The sequence below is a fragment of the Leucobacter sp. HNU genome (assembly GCF_047946755.1).
In the GTDB taxonomy this organism is placed as follows: domain Bacteria; phylum Actinomycetota; class Actinomycetes; order Actinomycetales; family Microbacteriaceae; genus Leucobacter.
Genome location: NZ_CP178837.1, coordinates 301658 through 316163, shown reverse-complemented (window position 1 = coordinate 316163; position 14506 = coordinate 301658). Strand labels below are relative to the sequence as shown.

At 70.7% G+C, this 14506-nt stretch carries 14 protein-coding genes; 11 read left to right on the top strand and 3 right to left on the bottom strand.

Annotated features, from left to right (window positions below; all coding sequences use genetic code 11):
* The first annotated feature begins 68 nt into the window (after window positions 1-68).
* The 4 genes from AB3K78_RS01540 to AB3K78_RS01525 are packed head-to-tail and all read left to right on the top strand — an operon-like array spanning window position 69 to window position 4830.
* Window positions 69-746 carry a winged helix-turn-helix domain-containing protein gene (locus AB3K78_RS01540; protein ID WP_416445564.1) on the top strand — a complete coding sequence of 226 codons (678 nt, stop codon included), beginning with the start codon at window positions 69-71 and terminating at the stop codon, window positions 744-746.
* Window positions 743-1684 (top strand): mycothiol synthase, encoded by a 942-nt coding sequence (gene mshD, locus AB3K78_RS01535; protein ID WP_416445562.1) that lies wholly within the window; start codon window positions 743-745, stop codon window positions 1682-1684. The genes AB3K78_RS01540 and mshD overlap by 4 nt, the downstream gene beginning before the upstream one ends.
* A gap of 42 nt (window positions 1685-1726) precedes the next feature.
* Window positions 1727-3868, top strand: a complete 2142-nt coding sequence (locus tag AB3K78_RS01530) for an RNA degradosome polyphosphate kinase (protein WP_416445560.1) — start codon at window positions 1727-1729, stop codon at window positions 3866-3868.
* Window positions 3865-4830, top strand: coding sequence for an NUDIX hydrolase (locus AB3K78_RS01525; protein ID WP_416445558.1), 966 nt, complete (start codon window positions 3865-3867; stop codon window positions 4828-4830). Before AB3K78_RS01530 ends, AB3K78_RS01525 begins: the two co-directional genes overlap by 4 nt.
* Before the next feature lie 60 nt (window positions 4831-4890).
* Here AB3K78_RS01525 and AB3K78_RS01520 read toward each other — a convergent pair whose 3' ends face one another.
* Complete coding sequence (locus AB3K78_RS01520) at window positions 4891-5385, bottom strand: FBP domain-containing protein (RefSeq protein ID WP_416445556.1); 495 nt, start codon at window positions 5383-5385, stop codon at window positions 4891-4893.
* A gap of 473 nt (window positions 5386-5858) precedes the next feature.
* On the opposite strand from AB3K78_RS01520, the gene pstS reads away from it, so the two are divergent.
* The 4 genes from pstS (at window position 5859) to pstB (ending at window position 9875) form a co-directional block, all read left to right on the top strand.
* Entirely contained in the window at window positions 5859-6962 is a 1104-nt protein-coding gene (gene pstS, locus AB3K78_RS01515) for a phosphate ABC transporter substrate-binding protein PstS (RefSeq protein WP_416445554.1), read from the top strand.
* A gap of 78 nt (window positions 6963-7040) precedes the next feature.
* Window positions 7041-7979, top strand: coding sequence for a phosphate ABC transporter permease subunit PstC (gene pstC / locus AB3K78_RS01510; RefSeq protein ID WP_416445552.1), 939 nt, complete (start codon window positions 7041-7043; stop codon window positions 7977-7979).
* On the top strand, window positions 7979-9061 hold the full coding sequence (gene pstA, locus AB3K78_RS01505) for a phosphate ABC transporter permease PstA (RefSeq protein WP_416445550.1): 1083 nt from the start codon (window positions 7979-7981) through the stop codon (window positions 9059-9061). Before pstC ends, pstA begins: the two co-directional genes overlap by 1 nt.
* Window positions 9062-9095: 34 nt before the next feature.
* On the top strand, window positions 9096-9875 hold the full coding sequence (gene pstB, locus AB3K78_RS01500) for a phosphate ABC transporter ATP-binding protein PstB (protein WP_416445548.1): 780 nt from the start codon (window positions 9096-9098) through the stop codon (window positions 9873-9875).
* Between the two features lie 1042 nt (window positions 9876-10917).
* Here the strand turns inward: pstB and AB3K78_RS01495 are convergent.
* Both AB3K78_RS01495 and AB3K78_RS01490 read right to left on the bottom strand, forming a co-directional pair.
* Window positions 10918-11547 carry a hypothetical protein gene (locus tag AB3K78_RS01495; RefSeq protein ID WP_416445546.1) on the bottom strand — a complete coding sequence of 210 codons (630 nt, stop codon included), beginning with the start codon at window positions 11545-11547 and terminating at the stop codon, window positions 10918-10920.
* A 123-nt stretch (window positions 11548-11670) separates the two neighbouring features.
* On the bottom strand, window positions 11671-12381 hold the full coding sequence (locus AB3K78_RS01490; RefSeq protein ID WP_416445544.1) for a hypothetical protein: 711 nt from the start codon (window positions 12379-12381) through the stop codon (window positions 11671-11673).
* Window positions 12382-12607: 226 nt separating this feature from the next.
* Here AB3K78_RS01490 and AB3K78_RS01485 point away from each other — a divergent pair, with 226 nt between their 5' ends.
* The 3 genes from AB3K78_RS01485 to kdpA are packed head-to-tail and all read left to right on the top strand — an operon-like array spanning window position 12608 to window position 14504.
* Window positions 12608-12745: a hypothetical protein gene (locus AB3K78_RS01485; RefSeq protein WP_416445542.1), complete on the top strand. Its 138-nt coding sequence runs from the start codon at window positions 12608-12610 to the stop codon at window positions 12743-12745.
* On the top strand, window positions 12745-12831 hold the full coding sequence (locus AB3K78_RS01480) for a potassium-transporting ATPase subunit F (RefSeq protein WP_416447279.1): 87 nt from the start codon (window positions 12745-12747) through the stop codon (window positions 12829-12831). Before AB3K78_RS01485 ends, AB3K78_RS01480 begins: the two co-directional genes overlap by 1 nt.
* Window positions 12831-14504 carry a potassium-transporting ATPase subunit KdpA gene (gene kdpA / locus AB3K78_RS01475; protein ID WP_416445540.1) on the top strand — a complete coding sequence of 558 codons (1674 nt, stop codon included), beginning with the start codon at window positions 12831-12833 and terminating at the stop codon, window positions 14502-14504. Before AB3K78_RS01480 ends, kdpA begins: the two co-directional genes overlap by 1 nt.
* The last annotated feature ends 2 nt before the right edge of the window (window positions 14505-14506 follow it).

The window sequence follows — 14506 nt, the reverse complement described above, 5'->3', positions numbered from 1 at the left end:
CCATTGTGGCACAGCGCTCCGCCTAGGATGGAGGGGTCTCGATCGCCGCGGCAGAGGGGAGCGCACCGATGCAGTTGCTCTGCCTCGCCGACCAGGACCCGGCCGATGCCCTCCCCGGCGTGGAGCTGCTGGCCCACGAGCTGCGCGCGGCGCCGCTGTCGATCGAGCCGAGCCCGAGCCTCGCGGCCCGGTCAGACGCCGTGCTCATCGACGGCACCCAGCACCCCCGCCTCGCGCGCAGCGCCGGGCAGGCCCTCTCCTCGAGCACCGCGACCCCGGTCCTGCTCGTCATCGCCGAGTCCACGCTGACCGCCGTCACGACCGAGTGGGGCATCGACGACGTCCTGCTGCCGACCGCATCCCCAGCCGAGATCGACCTGCGCCTGCGACTCGCCTGCGAGCGCGCGCAGCGGCGCGGAGCGGGCACCGCCGAAACGGGCGCCACGGGGCTCCGCATCGACGAGGAGACGTTCACCGCGCGGCTGCACGACCGGCCGCTCGACCTCACCTACAAGGAGTTCGAGCTGCTGCACTTCCTCGCCGCGCACCCCGGGCGCGTGTTCACCCGCGAGCAGTTGCTCAGCGACGTCTGGGGCACCGACTACTTCGGCGGCACGCGCACGGTCGACGTGCACGTGCGCCGACTGCGCGCGAAGCTCGGCGAGCACGACTCGCTCATCGGCACGGTGCGGGGCGTCGGCTACGGCTTCGCGCGCGAACCGCAGGACACGGAGGACGGCGAATGAGCATCGAGATCGATCCGCGATCCGCCGACGGCTGGGCAGCGGTGCGCGCCCTGCTCGACGCGACCGAGCGAGCCGACGGCGCGGCCCCCGTCTCCGACCAGGCCGTCGCCGGAGCCGCGCAGGGGCATCGGCGCGTGCTCGCATTCGGCGAGGATCCCGGGATCGCGCCGGACGCGGTCGGCATCGTGGGCGCCGGCGAACTCGACCTCGTGGTCCGCCCGGATGCCCGCGGCCGCGGCATCGCGACCGCGGCCCTCGCCGAGCTCCTGACCCTGCCGGAGGCGGGCGGCGAGCTGCGCGCCTGGGTGCACGGCGCGAACCCCGCGGCGGAAGCGCTCCTGAGCGCGGCCGGGTTCGCTCCGGTCCGCTCGCTCCACCTGATGACGCTCGATCCCGAGCGGCTCCCGCAGGGATCGCCGGACCCCGTCGCACCGGTCCTCGCCGCGGGGTTCTCGGCCCCGGCCGCCGACCCGGGCGACGCCGAGCAGCTGGCCGACTGGGTGCGCGTCAACGCCCTCGCCTTCGCCGGCCACCCCGAGCAGGGCGCCATGACCGCCGCGGACTTCGCGACGCTCGCTCGCGAGCCCTGGTTCGCGGCCGACGACGTGCTGCTCGCCGCCGACGGTGCCGAACCCGGCGCCCCGCTCGCGGGCTTCGCCTGGGTCAAGACCGTGGGCCGCGACGACGGGACGGAGTGCGAGCTGTACGTGCTCGGCGTCGACCCGGCCCACGCCGGCCGGGGCCTCGGCCGCGCACTGCTCGACGCCGCCCTCGCGCGCATGGCCGCGCACCGCCCGGACCGGGTCTCCCTCTACGTCGACGGCACCAACGACCGCGCGATCCGCCTCTACGAGCGGGCCGGCTTCGCGCTGGAGCGCGAGAGCCGGCAGTGGCTGCGCTCCGCGGGGCCGGGCGACACCGCGGAGAACTCCTCGTGAACGGCGGGTGCCGAGCCGATCCCGAATGACAGAATGGGGAGCATGAGCGACGACACCCGCCACCAGACGGACGCGATCCTGCACGCCGGCACCGACGATCTGCCGGCCGATCGGTACCTCGATCGCGAGCTCAGCTGGCTCGCCTTCAACCAGCGCGTGCTCGAGCTCGCCGAGGATCCCACCGTGCCGCTGCTCGAGCGGGCGAACTTCCTCGCGATCTTCGCCTCGAACCTCGACGAGTTCTTCATGGTTCGCGTCGCCGGTCTCAAGCGCCGCATCGTGACCGGCCTCGCGGTCCCCACGAACGTCGGTCGCGCGCCCACGGAGGTGCTCGCCGAGATCAACCGCGTCGCCTACGAGCTGCAGCTGCGCCACGCGCGCTGCTTCGCCGAGCAGGTGCAGCCCGGGCTCGCCGAGGCCGGGGTCAAGATCGTCGACTGGGACACCCTCGACGACGCCGACCACGCGATCCTCACCGAGTACTACGAGCAGCACATCTACCCCGTGCTCATGCCGCTCGCGGTCGACCCCGCGCACCCGTTCCCCTACATCTCGGGCCGCGCGCTCAACCTGTCGATCCGGGTGCGCAACCCCCGCACCGACAAGGTCGAGTTCGCCCGGCTCAAGGTGCCGCAGATGATCCCCCGCTACGTCCGCGTCGACCGTCGCGAGTCGGCCGAGGACGTCCGCTTCATCTCCCTCGAGGAGCTCATCGCGAACCAGCTCGACGGGCTCTTCCCCGGCATGGAGGTCATCGATCACCACGTGTTCCGCGTCACCCGGAACGAGGACGTGGAGATCGAGGAGGACGAGACCGAGAACCTGATCCAGGCGCTCGAGAAGGAGCTGCTGCGCCGTCGCTTCGGTCCGCCGATCCGCCTCGAGATCTCGGACGACATGGACGAGGCCACGCTCGACCTGCTGGTGCGCGAGTTCGACATCGACGAGGAGCAGGTCTACACGCTGCCCGCGCCGCTCGACCTCGGCGGCCTCTTCGCCGTGACCCGCGTCGAGCGCCCCGACCTCAAGTTCACCCCGCACATCCCCGTGACCCACCCGCAGTTCCGCCCGAACACGCCGAGCGAGAAGCCCGACGTGTTCCGCGCGATCGCCCGCCGCGAAGTGCTCGTGCACCACCCCTACGAGTCCTTCTCCACCAGTGTGCAGGCGTTCGTCGAGCAGGCCGCGACCGATCCCGACGTGCTCGCCATCAAGCAGACGCTCTACCGGACCTCGGGCGACAGCCCCATCGTCGCCTCCCTCATCAAAGCCGCCGAGGCCGGGAAGCAGGTCCTCGCGCTCGTCGAGATCAAGGCCCGCTTCGACGAGGAGGCCAACATCACGTGGGCCCGCAAGCTCGAGCAGGCGGGCGTGCACGTGGTGTACGGCCTCGTCGGCCTCAAGACCCACTGCAAGCTCGTGCACGTGATCCGCGAGGAGCAGGGTCGGCTGCGGCACTACTGCCACATCGGCACCGGCAACTACAACCCGAAGACCAGTCGCATCTACGAGGACTTCGGCCTGTTCACCTCCTCCGACGAGGTCGGCCGCGACGTGACCCGGCTCTTCAACGTGCTCTCGGGCTACGCGATCGAGACGCAGTACGACCGGCTGCTCGTCGCCCCCCTGCAGCTCCGCCAGGGCCTGCTCGACCGCATCGAGCGCGAGGCCGAGCACGCCCGAGCCGGTCGCCCCAGCGGGATCAAGCTCAAGGCGAACTCGATGGTCGACGAAGCGATCATCGACGCGCTCTACCGCGCGAGCCGCGCCGGGGTCCCCATCGAGATCTGGGTGCGCGGCATCTGCTCGATCCGCGCGGGGGTGCCCGGACTGTCCGAGAACATCCGCGTGCGCTCCGTGCTCGGCCGCTACCTCGAGCACTCCCGCATCTACGCCTTCGAGAACGCGGGCGAGCGCGAGGTCTACATCGGCAGCGCCGACCTCATGCACCGCAACCTCGACCGCCGCATCGAGGTGCTCGTGCGCCTGCTCGACCGCGAGCACCTCGCCCGTATCGACCGCTTCTTCTCGTTCGCGTTCAGCGACGAGGTCTCGTCGTGGCGCATGCTGCCCGACGGCAGCTGGTCGCGGCGCGTGGTGAGCGAGGAGGGCGAACCCCTGCCCGACCTCCAGGACCTGGTGATGGTGGATCGCGCCGAAGCGCGGAGCCGGGGAGCCCGATGAGCCCCGAGGCACCGAGCCCGATCCTCGCGGCGGGCACGGTGTGCTGGCGCCGCGTCGTGCGCTCCGACGGCAGCGAGCAGCTCATGGTGCTGCTCATCCACCGCACCAAGCAGCGCGACGTGTCCTTCCCCAAGGGCAAGCTGGATCCGGGCGAGAGCATGCCGCAGGCCGCGGTGCGCGAGACCCACGAGGAGACCGGTCTCTCGGTCCGGCTCGGCGCGAACCTGGGCACGATCCACTACCGGATGCCGGGCAACGGCGAGAAGACCGTGCAGTACTGGGCCGCCGAGGTGACCGAGCAGGCCGTGCAGCTGTCGTCCTTCCTGCCCAACAAGGAGGTCGCCGCGCTCGAGTGGGTGCCGTTGAACAAGGCCCGCAAGCGGCTGAGCTACCCCGCCGATCGCGAGATCCTCGACGTCTTCCAGCGGTTCGTCGACCGCGACGCCGCCGACACCTTCTCGGTGATCCTGCTCCGCCACGCGAAGGCGGAGGCCCGCAGCGCGCTGTTCCCCGAGGACCGCACCCGCCCGCTCGCCGACGCCGGCGAGGACCAGGCCGAGAACCTGATCGCCATGCTCGAGGCGTTCGGCCCCAAACGGATCCTCTCCTCGAACGCCGAACGCTGCATGCGCACGGTCGCTCCGCTGGCGCATCACCTGCGCAAGACGGTGCGCGTGCACGAGGGCCTCAGCCAGGAGGCCTGGGACGCCGGCAGCACCGACGAGCTCCGCAGCATCGTCGGCAAGATCGTGCGCAAGGGCAAGAACACGGTCGTCTGCACGCACCGGCCGGTGCTGCCCGACGTCGCGCGCGAGCTCGCGCTGGCCACCGGCAGCCTGCCCGGCGACTACCTGCAGGAGGCCGCGGCCCTGCCCCCGGGCGGCTTCTCGGTCTTCCATTTCTCCCGCACCCATCCGGGCGCCGGGATCCTCGGCGTCGAGGTGTATCCCGTCCGGCACTGAGGCGCGGTCGCGCACGTTCCGGTGCCGTCGCTCGCGCGGCGGCACCGGAACGGTGCGGTCTCAGCGCCCGGTCACCAGCATGTCGGCGAAGCCCGCGACCTTGAGGCGCAGCTCGTCGATGCGCTGGACCCGCGCAGCGGCGACGTCGTACCCCTCGTAGGCGGGCGGCGGATCGTTGCGCACGTTGCGGGAGCACTCGAAGTCGCGGCAGATCAGGGTGCCCACGGTCGCGCCGCGTCGGCCGGCCTCGCCGACCCGACGGGCGCTCCAGAAGACCACGTCGTTCGGCAGGCGCACATCGCGGCACCAGCTGCACATGGCGCGGGAGCGCGGTGCGGCATCGGCCTGCCGCAGCACGACCCCGACCGGATCGCCGTCGAGCGAGGGCAGCACGACGTAGGCGCGCTTCGCGAACTTGGGGTCGCGCCAGCCCAGGTAATCGAGCGCGTCCCAGGCGACGGCGTCGAGGAAGTCGGGCAGCACCGCGTCCTTCACCTCCCTGCGGGAGGCGTTGACGAAGGACGAACGGATGATGGATTCGGTCAGGGGAAGCATGATCGACTGCTTTCGGTCGTGCCCGGCACGGTCGCGGCGACCGGCGCGTCGGCTGCGCCGCCCGCGCGTGCGGGGCGAGTGATTTTCTGGCTCGGCGAGATCGCCGCACGCGCGGAGCGCGGCGGCGAGGGCGGGGTCCTCACCTGCCCCCGGCGGCGACGCCGACGGGGACCTCCGAACGCCCGAGGGCACTGTCGAGCCGAATGATCACGGCACGAGTCTACTCGCGCCCGCCGCACTTCGGGGGAAGGACCGCTCGCGCTCCTCCGCCGTGCCGCAGCCCGAACGCAAGTTGTCCAGGTCGCGCCACCACCGGAAACCGCGCAGGATCACGCGCCTCTCGACGGGCGTTCACCTGCTGTTCACCCGACGGAAGATCGTTCGTCACATGCGCTGCCTACCTTGGGATCCGAGGCATCCAGCCCGCGGCGCCCCGGCGCCGGTTCATCAGAAGAAATGGACAGGATCTGACTGTGAAGATCTCTCCCGCGATCAAGATCGCAGCGATCGGCGGCATCGCCGCGATCGCCCTGACCTCCTGCGCTGCCAACGAGTCGGGCGGCACCAGCCCCTCCGAGAGCGCCGCGAAGTCGAACCTCTCCGGTGAGCTCAACGGCGCCGGCGCGTCCTCGCAGGATTCGGCGCAGCAGGCCTGGATCGCTGCGTTCCAGAAGACCAACGAGAAGGTCACCGTCAACTACGAGCCCTCGGGTTCGGGCGCCGGCCGCGAGACCTTCCAGCAGGGCGCCAGCGCCTTCGCCGGCTCCGACCGCGCCTTCAAGGCCGAGGAGATCAAGGCCGGCCCGTTCAAGGGTTGCGCACCGGGCACCGGCATCGTCGAGGTCCCCGCCTACATCTCGCCGATCGCGATCATCTTCAACGTCGAGGGCGTCGATTCGCTCAAGCTCGACGCACCGACCGTCGCGAAGATCTTCTCGGGCAAGATCACCAAGTGGAACGACCAGGCGATCGCGTCGCAGAACCCCGATGCGAAGCTCCCCGACACCAACATCACCGCCGTGCACCGCTCCGACAAGTCGGGCACCACGGGCAACTTCACCGACTACCTCGCAGCCGCGGGCGGCGCCGACTGGGCCGCCGGCTCGGTCGAGGAGTGGCCGAAGGAGCTCGGCGGCGAGGGCGCATCGGGCACCTCGGGCGTCGTGCAGGCCGTGACCAAGGGCGTCGGCACCATCGGCTACGCCGACGCGTCGAAGGCCGGCAAGCTCGGGACCGTCGAGATCAAGGTCGGCGACAAGTACGTCAAGTACAGCCCCGAGGCGGCCTCGGCGATCGCCGAGCACTCGGCGCTCGACACCGGTCGCACCGTGAACGACCTCGCCGTCAAGATCGACCGCACCTCCGACAAGGAGGGCGTGTACCCGATCGTCCTCATCAGCTACCTCATCGGCTGCGAGCAGTACGCCGATGCCAAGAACGCCGAGCTCGTGAAGTCGTACTTCGGCTACGTCACCGGCGAAGAGGGCCAGAAGGCCGCCGCCGAGGCGTCCGGCAGCGCTCCGCTCCCCGCGACCCTGGCCGCCAAGGTCAAGACCGCGGTCGACGCGATCAAGTAACGTGCAGAGGGCGGCCGGGACACGGTCCCGGCCGCCCTTCGCGCCGTTCTCACCAGTATTCGAAGGAGCCCTGTCCACGTGACCGCACCCACCGCGGCAGCCAAGCCGGTCTTGAGCCTCGGCGATCGCATCTTCTCCCGCTCCGCGATCTTCGCGGGCAGCATGATCCTCGTCACCCTGGCCGCGGTGGCGATCTTCCTGATCACGAGGAGCCTCCCCGCGTTCGTCGCGACGAAGGAGTCCGCCTCGCTCCTCACCTCGAACTTCTGGGCCTACGTCGGCCCCCTCATCTTCGGCACGGTGTGGGCGGCGATCCTCGCGCTCGTCATCGCGCTGCCGCTCTCGATCGGCATCGCGCTCTTCATCTCCCACTACGCGCCGCGCAAGCTCGCGCAGCTGCTCGGATACATCGTGGACCTGCTGGCCGCGGTGCCGAGCGTCGTCTTCGGCCTGTGGGGCATCGGGGTGCTCGCCCCCGCCGTCCAGCCGGTCTTCGTCTGGCTCAACAGCAATCTCGGCTGGATCCCGCTGTTCGGCGGCACCGTCAGCGGCACCGGCCGCACCATCCTCACCGCGGCCATCGTGCTCGCGGTCATGGTGCTGCCGATCATGACCGCGATCTGCCGCGAGATCTTCCTGCAGGCCCCCGTGCTCCACGAGGAGGCCGCGCTGGCGCTCGGCGCCACCCGCTGGGAGATGATCAAGATGGCCGTGCTGCCCTTCGGGCGACCCGGCATCGTCTCGGCCGCCATGCTCGGCCTCGGCCGTGCGCTCGGCGAGACCATGGCCGTCGCCATGGTGCTCTCCGCGACCGGCCTCGTGAGCCTCAAGCTCCTCACGTCAGAGAACCCCTCGACCATCGCCGCGAACATCGCGCTGTCGTTCCCCGAGGCGTACGGCGAGAACATCAACATCCTCATCGCCACCGGCCTCATCCTCTTCATCGTCACCTTCCTGGTCAACGCGATCGCCCGCTGGATCGTGAGCCGCCGGGCCGAGTTCTCTGGAGCCAACTGATGGCCGCCGTCACCATCCGCCCCGTCTCCGCCGGCTCCGCGCTCTCGGGCAACCGGCTCCCCCGCAGCACCCCCTGGATCATCCTCGGGGCCAGCCTCGTCATCTCGTTCGCCCTCTTCGCGCTGCTCGCCGCAGCCGCGGGCGGAGACTTCAGCGTCGTGGGCGCCGTGGTCGTCGGCGCGATCCTCTACCTCGTCGCCTCCACTGGCATCACGGCCGCCGTCGAGGGCCGCCGCCAGGCCACCGACCGCCTCGTCACCGGCCTCGTCACGAGCGCGTTCCTGCTCGCGATGGTGCCGCTCGTCTCGGTCGCGATCACGGTGATCGGCAACGGCGTCGCCCGCATGGACGCCACCTTCTTCACCTCCTCGATGCGCAACGTCGTCGGCGAGGGCGGCGGCGCGCTGCACGCCATGATCGGTACGCTGCTCATCACGCTCGCGGCGACGATCATCTCGGTGCCGCTCGGACTCATGACCTCGATCTACCTCGTCGAGTACGGCCGCGGTCGCATCGCGAAGACGATCACGTTCCTCGTCGACGTCATGACGGGCATCCCGTCGATCGTCGCCGGCCTCTTCGCGTACGCGCTCTTCGCGCTGTTCCTCGGCCCGGGCGTCCGCATGGGCATCGTCGGAGCCGTCGCACTCTCCGTGCTGATGATCCCCGTGGTCGTGCGCTCGAGCGAGGAGATGCTGAAGCTCGTGCCGCACGAACTGCGCGAGGCCTCGTACGCGCTCGGCGTGCCGAAGTGGCTGACCATCGTGAAGGTCGTGCTCCCGACCTCGACCGCCGGCATCACCACGGGCGTCGTGCTCGCCATCGCCCGCGTCATCGGCGAGACCGCGCCGCTGCTCATCACCGCCGGCTTCACCGCCTCGATGAACTACAACCTGTTCGCCGACCGCATGCAGTCGCTCCCCGTGTTCGTGTACACGCAGTACGCCAACCAGGGCAACCCGGTCGAAGCCTTCCTCGATCGCGCCTGGGCCGCCGCCCTCGTGCTCATCCTGATCGTGATGGCGCTCAATCTCATCGCCCGTCTCGTCGCGAAGTACTTCTCGCCGAAGACCGGCCGATAACCCGAACCTCCCGAAACCGAAGGAAACACACCCAGTGTCGAAGCGCATCGAGGTCAACGACCTCAACGTCTACTACTCGAACTTCCTGGCCGTCGAGGGCGTCTCGATGAACATCGAGCCCCGCAGCGTCACCGCCTTCATCGGGCCGTCGGGCTGTGGCAAGTCCACCTTCCTCCGCACGCTCAACCGCATGCACGAGGTCATCCCCGGCGCTCGCGTCGAGGGCGAGGTGCTGCTCGACGGCGAGGATCTCTACGGCGCGGGCGTCGATCCCGTGCTCGTGCGCCGACAGGTCGGCATGGTGTTCCAGCGGCCGAACCCCTTCCCCACCATGTCGATCCGCGAGAACGTGCTCGCCGGCGTGCGGCTCAACAACCGCCGCATGTCGTCGAGCGACGCCGACGCGCTCGTCGAGCGTTCGCTGCAGGGTGCGAACCTCTGGAAGGAGGTCAAGGACCGCCTCGACAAGCCCGGTTCGGGCCTGTCCGGCGGCCAGCAGCAGCGTCTCTGCATCGCCCGCGCGATCGCGGTGTCGCCCGACGTGCTCCTCATGGACGAGCCCTGCTCGGCGCTCGACCCGATCTCGACCCTCGCCATCGAGGACCTGATCGACGAGCTGAAGTCGGAGTACACGATCGTGATCGTGACCCACAACATGCAGCAGGCCTCGCGCGTCTCGGACCGCACCGCGTTCTTCAACATCGCGGGCACCGGTAAGCCGGGCAAGCTCATCGAGTTCGACGACACCAAGACGATCTTCTCGACGCCCAAGGTGCAGGCCACCGAGGACTACGTCTCGGGCCGCTTCGGGTAGGCAGCCGCTCATAGCTCTCAGATGGGCTCCTCCGCTTCTCGCGGAGGAGCCCATCCGCGTTTTCGGGGTTGGGGCCTGGCCGTCGATGTGCTGGGGTCTGGGGTCGGAGGTTCGGGGTTCGGAGTCGGTCTCCAACGTCCGGGATCGGGGTCCGAGGGCCGGGGTCGGGGTCGGGGTCCGGCACGAGGCCCGACGGCCGGTGCCGAGAGCCGGTCCCGGTGTCGAGGACCAGTCCCGGTGCCGAGGACCGGTCCCGGTGCCGATGACCGGTCCCGGTGTCGAGGACCGGTTCCGGTGTCGAGGGCCGGCTCAGATCACCGCGAGCAGGCCCGGTTCTCGTCAGTAGACCCGACCCTCGAGAGCTGCACCGGCCCTCGCCAGGCGCACCGGTCCTCGGCAGGCGCACCGGTCCTCGGCAGTACCCCCGACCCTTGAGAAGTGCGCCGGTCCTCGCCAGCAGACCTGACCCCCATCAGTGGATTCAACCCTCGAGAGCTGCACCGGCCCTCGTCAGGCCCGACAGCCGATGCCGAGAGTCCCCTCCGCTGTCGAGAGTCGGCTCCAGTCTCGAGGACCCGCCCAGACCACCGCGAGCAGGCCCGGCCCTCGTCAGTAGACCCGTCCCTCGAGAGTTGCACCGACCCTCGAGAGTTGCACCGGCCCTCGATAGTTGCGCCGGCCCTCGCCAGTACACCCGACCCTCCCCAGTAGACCCGACCCCCGAGAGCTGATCCCGCTCTCGCCAAGGATGCCGGTCTTCGTGCAGCGGCGCGCTCGCCCGGGCACGAACACGAACACGAACACGCGAGCACCCCACACGCGAGCACCCCGCTCGCAAGCACCCCGCCCACGAGACCCCGGACACGAAAAAACCCGGCACCGTCGGGCCCGGGCATGAAAGAACCGGACCGCAGAACGCCTCTCGGCGGAAGGCCGCTCGAAGCGGCTGAATTTGGAGCCCGGGGTTACTGCGGCCCGGCACGAACATTCTAACGCGGCACCGCTGAGCGCAAGAGTCGCTGCGCAGCCCGGGCGTGCTCGCTCAGTCGAGGCTGCCGTCGCGCCAGCGGCGAGCGCCGGCGTGCAGCTCTTCGGCGAGGGTCGCGTAGCGAAGCGAGCGCTTGGTGAGGTGCTCCGCGTGGGCGTCATCGTGGGGATCGCGGGAATCGGCGAGGTCGGCGGAGCCGAGCGACAGGATCCGGCAATAGGCGGCGGCCCGGTCGAGGGCGATGGCGAGATCGCCGGCGAAGACGCCCCGCAGGATCGTGTCGCACAGCGCCGCGATCGATTCGGGCGTGACCGGTTCGGCGGCGCCCGCGACGACGGGGTCGATGGTGATGGCCGCCGCGGCTCCGCGCCGGAACAGGTCGGCGGTACCCTCGGGGTCGCCCGCCGCGATGCGGCGGATCAGGTACAGGCGCCAGAGCACCCCGGCGAGGGAGTGGGCGCCCGCGTGCGACCAGAGTTCCGCGACGTCCTCGAGCCCCCGGCCGTTCGCGAGCTGGACGACCCGCTCGACGATCTCGGGGTCGGCGACGCTGCGCACGCGATCGAGCAGGGCCCAAGAGGTCTCCTGCGCGAGGCGGTGCGTGGTCGCGGGGTCGTCGGCCCCGATGATCCAGTCGAACGTCGCGCTCGGCTGCAGCATCGGCTTCTGGAATTCGCGCGTCATGCGCCTCCTCGGGATCGGGTCCGGTCGTGCGCGGGCGGGCGCGACGCGGAGAGTCTACGCCGGGTTCCAACACGTCGCCCGGGCGTCGCATTCCGGGCGGGCCGCATGCCCCCGGTCGCACGCTCACCCGCACGCGCCGGCGGGCAGCGCGAGTTCGACGCGGTGCACGGTCGGGTCGCCCCCGACGGTGATCTCGAGCGGCAGGCAGGCGGAGTCGCGGTCCCTCAGCAGGAAGCCGCCGACCCAGAACCCCCGCGTCGAGCCCGTTGCCTCGCCCGCGGTGCCGAGGCCGCGGGACTCGGCCTCGGCGTCGTTCGCGCACGCCGCGTAGGTCACCGCGGAGTATCCGCCGTCCCGGCCGCGCTCGGTGCGGATCCCGGCGAACGAGCGCGCTTCGGCACCGATGGAGACGGTCGCCGTCGAGCCGTAGACGACCTGCACGCCGATCTTGTAGTAGCTGAGCCCGTCGGGTCCCGGGGCCGCGGGGGTCCCGCCGTACGTCCGGATGCCGTGGGCCGCGCCGGGGAGGGAGAACGGCCCGACGACCAGGTCGGGATCGCCGCCCAGGTCGGGATCGCCGCCCGGGTCGGGATCGCCGCCCGGGTCGGGATCGGCCGGCCTCGAAGCGTCGCACGCCACCGTCGTCGAGCCCTCCGGGGCCGGAGCTGCGGCCGTGCCGGGCCCCTCCGTCCCGCCGTTGGACGACCCGCCCGGTGAGACCGGCGCCCCTGGCCCGGTCGGTCCCGCGGCGCACCCGATCGCTCCGAGGCTGCACCCCGCAGCGAGCAGCGCCGCGGCGGCGCGCGAGGCTCCCCGCCGGGTCCTTCCGATCATGGACTGCCCTCGATCCCGTTGGCGGCCACGCTACTCCCGCACCGGGGTCCGCACCAGGGCCCGGCGCGGCCAACCGGCTCGTCAGGCGGCCCGGATCGGCGCTGCCGTATGGAATCCGTAGGCGCCGGCCGCCCGCCCGTATGGATTCCGTGAGGACGCCCGCCGGATCCCGCCAACGGGTGTTGCATGAGCTTCGCACCGGTCGCAGGCCTCCTGCCGCGGCCCGGTGCGCGGTCGCCCGATCCGGGGCTCCGCGATCCTCACGAACTGGGAGTCTCTCGTGCTTGATGTCGTCACCGTGCTCGGTGCGATCGCGATCTTCGCGCTCGTCGGTCTGATCGGGAAGGCGGTGGAGAAGCTGTGATGGTCTTCGAGATCGTCGGCGCGATCCTCGGCATCGCGGTGCTCGTGACGCTCGTGGTCGCCCTCGTGAAGCCGGAGCGTTTCTGATGAACTGGTGGTTCGCGATCCTCTCGTTCGCCACGGTGGCGCTCGTCGTCGGCGCGCTCGTGCGTCCCCTGGGCGACTATCTCGCCTGGGTCTACACCTCGCGGAAGGACTGGCGCATCGAGCGCGGGGCCTACCGGCTGCTCGGGGTCGATTCCCGTTCGGAGCAGACCTGGCAGGCGTACCTGCGCAGTGTGCTGCTGTTCTCGCTCGTCGGCCTGCTGCTGCTCTACGGCATGCAGCGGTTGCAGCCGCTGCTCCCGCAGGCGCTCGGCCTCCCGGCGCCGTCCGAGCACTTGGCGTTCAACACGGCGGCCTCGTTCGTCGGCAATACGAACTGGCAGTCGTACGCCCCCGAGAGCACGCTCGGCTACGCCGTGCAGATGGCCGGCCTCGCCGTGCAGAACTTCACGTCGGCGGCGGTCGGCATGGCGGTCGCGATCGCTCTGGTGCGTGGCCTCGCGGCCCGCCGCAGCGGCACGATCGGCAACTTCTGGGTCGATCTGGTGCGCGGCCTCGTGCGCGTCCTGCTCCCGATCGCCTTCGTCGCGGCGCTCGTGCTCCTCGTCGGCGGCGTGGTCCAGAACTTCGCGGGCTTCACCGAGGTCCGCACGCTCGCCGGCGCGACGCAGAGCATCCCGGGCGGACCGGTCGCCTCGCAGGAGGCGATCAAGCTGCTCGGCACCAACGGCGGCGGCTTCTTCAACGCGAACTCGGCGCACCCCTTCGAGAACCCGACCGGGTGGACCAACCTGTTCGAGATCGTGCTCATGCTCATGATCCCGTTCGCACTGACCCGCACGTTCGGCCGCATGGTCGGAGACACCCGCCAGGGCACTGCGGTGCTCGCGGTCATGGCGCTCCTCTTCACCGCGTCCTTCACGATCCTGCTGATGCTGGAGGCCGGAGGCGGCGGTCCCGCGCCGCAGCTCGCGGGCGGCGCGATGGAGGGCAAGGAGCAGCGCTTCGGGATCATCGGGTCGACGCTGTTCGCGACGACGAGCACGGGCACCTCGACGGGCGCGGTGAACTCGATGCACGACTCGTACACGGCGCTCGGAGGCATGCTGCCGATGCTGAACATGATGCTCGGCGAGGTCTCCCCCGGCGGTGTGGGCTCCGGTCTCTACGGGATCCTGGTGCTCGCGATCATCGCCGTGTTCGTCGCCGGCCTGCTGATCGGCCGCACGCCCGAGTACCTCGGCAAGAAGATCGGGCCGCGCGAGATCAAGCTCGCGAGCCTCTACATCCTGATCTCGCCGACGCTCGTGCTCGCGGGCACGGCGCTGAGCTTCGCGATCCCCGGAGTGCGCGACAGCGTCACCGGCACGTCGATCCTGAACCACGGCGTGCATGGCACGTCCGAGGTGCTCTACGCCTTCACATCCGCCGCGAACAACAACGGATCGGCGTTCGCCGGCCTCACCGCGAGCACCCCGTGGCTCGACTGGGCGCTCGGCACCGCGATCCTGCTGGGCCGCTTCATCCCGATCGCGCTCGTGCTCGCCCTGGCCGGGTCGTTCGCGAGGCAGGATCGGATCCCCGCGACCGCCGGGACCCTGCCGACCCACCGACCCCTGTTCGTCGGCATGCTCGCCTCCGTCACCGTGCTCGTCACGGCGCTCACGTTCTTCCCCGTTCTCACGCTGGGTCCCCTGGCAGAAGGGCTTCGATAGCC

Excerpts from the sequence above, each read along its gene's own strand:
- AB3K78_RS01540 (WP_416445564.1), top strand. The coding sequence starts at position 69 with ATGCAGTTGCTCTGCCTCGCCGACCAGGACCCGGCCGATGCCCTCCCC.
- mshD (WP_416445562.1), top strand. The coding sequence starts at position 743 with ATGAGCATCGAGATCGATCCGCGATCCGCCGACGGCTGGGCAGCGGTG.
- AB3K78_RS01530 (WP_416445560.1), top strand. The coding sequence starts at position 1,727 with ATGAGCGACGACACCCGCCACCAGACGGACGCGATCCTGCACGCCGGC.
- AB3K78_RS01525 (WP_416445558.1), top strand. The coding sequence starts at position 3,865 with ATGAGCCCCGAGGCACCGAGCCCGATCCTCGCGGCGGGCACGGTGTGC.
- AB3K78_RS01520 (WP_416445556.1), bottom strand. The coding sequence starts at position 5,385 with ATGCTTCCCCTGACCGAATCCATCATCCGTTCGTCCTTCGTCAACGCC.
- pstA (WP_416445550.1), top strand. The coding sequence starts at position 7,979 with ATGGCCGCCGTCACCATCCGCCCCGTCTCCGCCGGCTCCGCGCTCTCG.
- AB3K78_RS01495 (WP_416445546.1), bottom strand. The coding sequence starts at position 11,547 with ATGACGCGCGAATTCCAGAAGCCGATGCTGCAGCCGAGCGCGACGTTC.
- AB3K78_RS01490 (WP_416445544.1), bottom strand. The coding sequence starts at position 12,381 with ATGATCGGAAGGACCCGGCGGGGAGCCTCGCGCGCCGCCGCGGCGCTG.
- AB3K78_RS01480 (WP_416447279.1), top strand. The coding sequence starts at position 12,745 with ATGGTCTTCGAGATCGTCGGCGCGATCCTCGGCATCGCGGTGCTCGTG.
- kdpA (WP_416445540.1), top strand. The coding sequence starts at position 12,831 with ATGAACTGGTGGTTCGCGATCCTCTCGTTCGCCACGGTGGCGCTCGTC.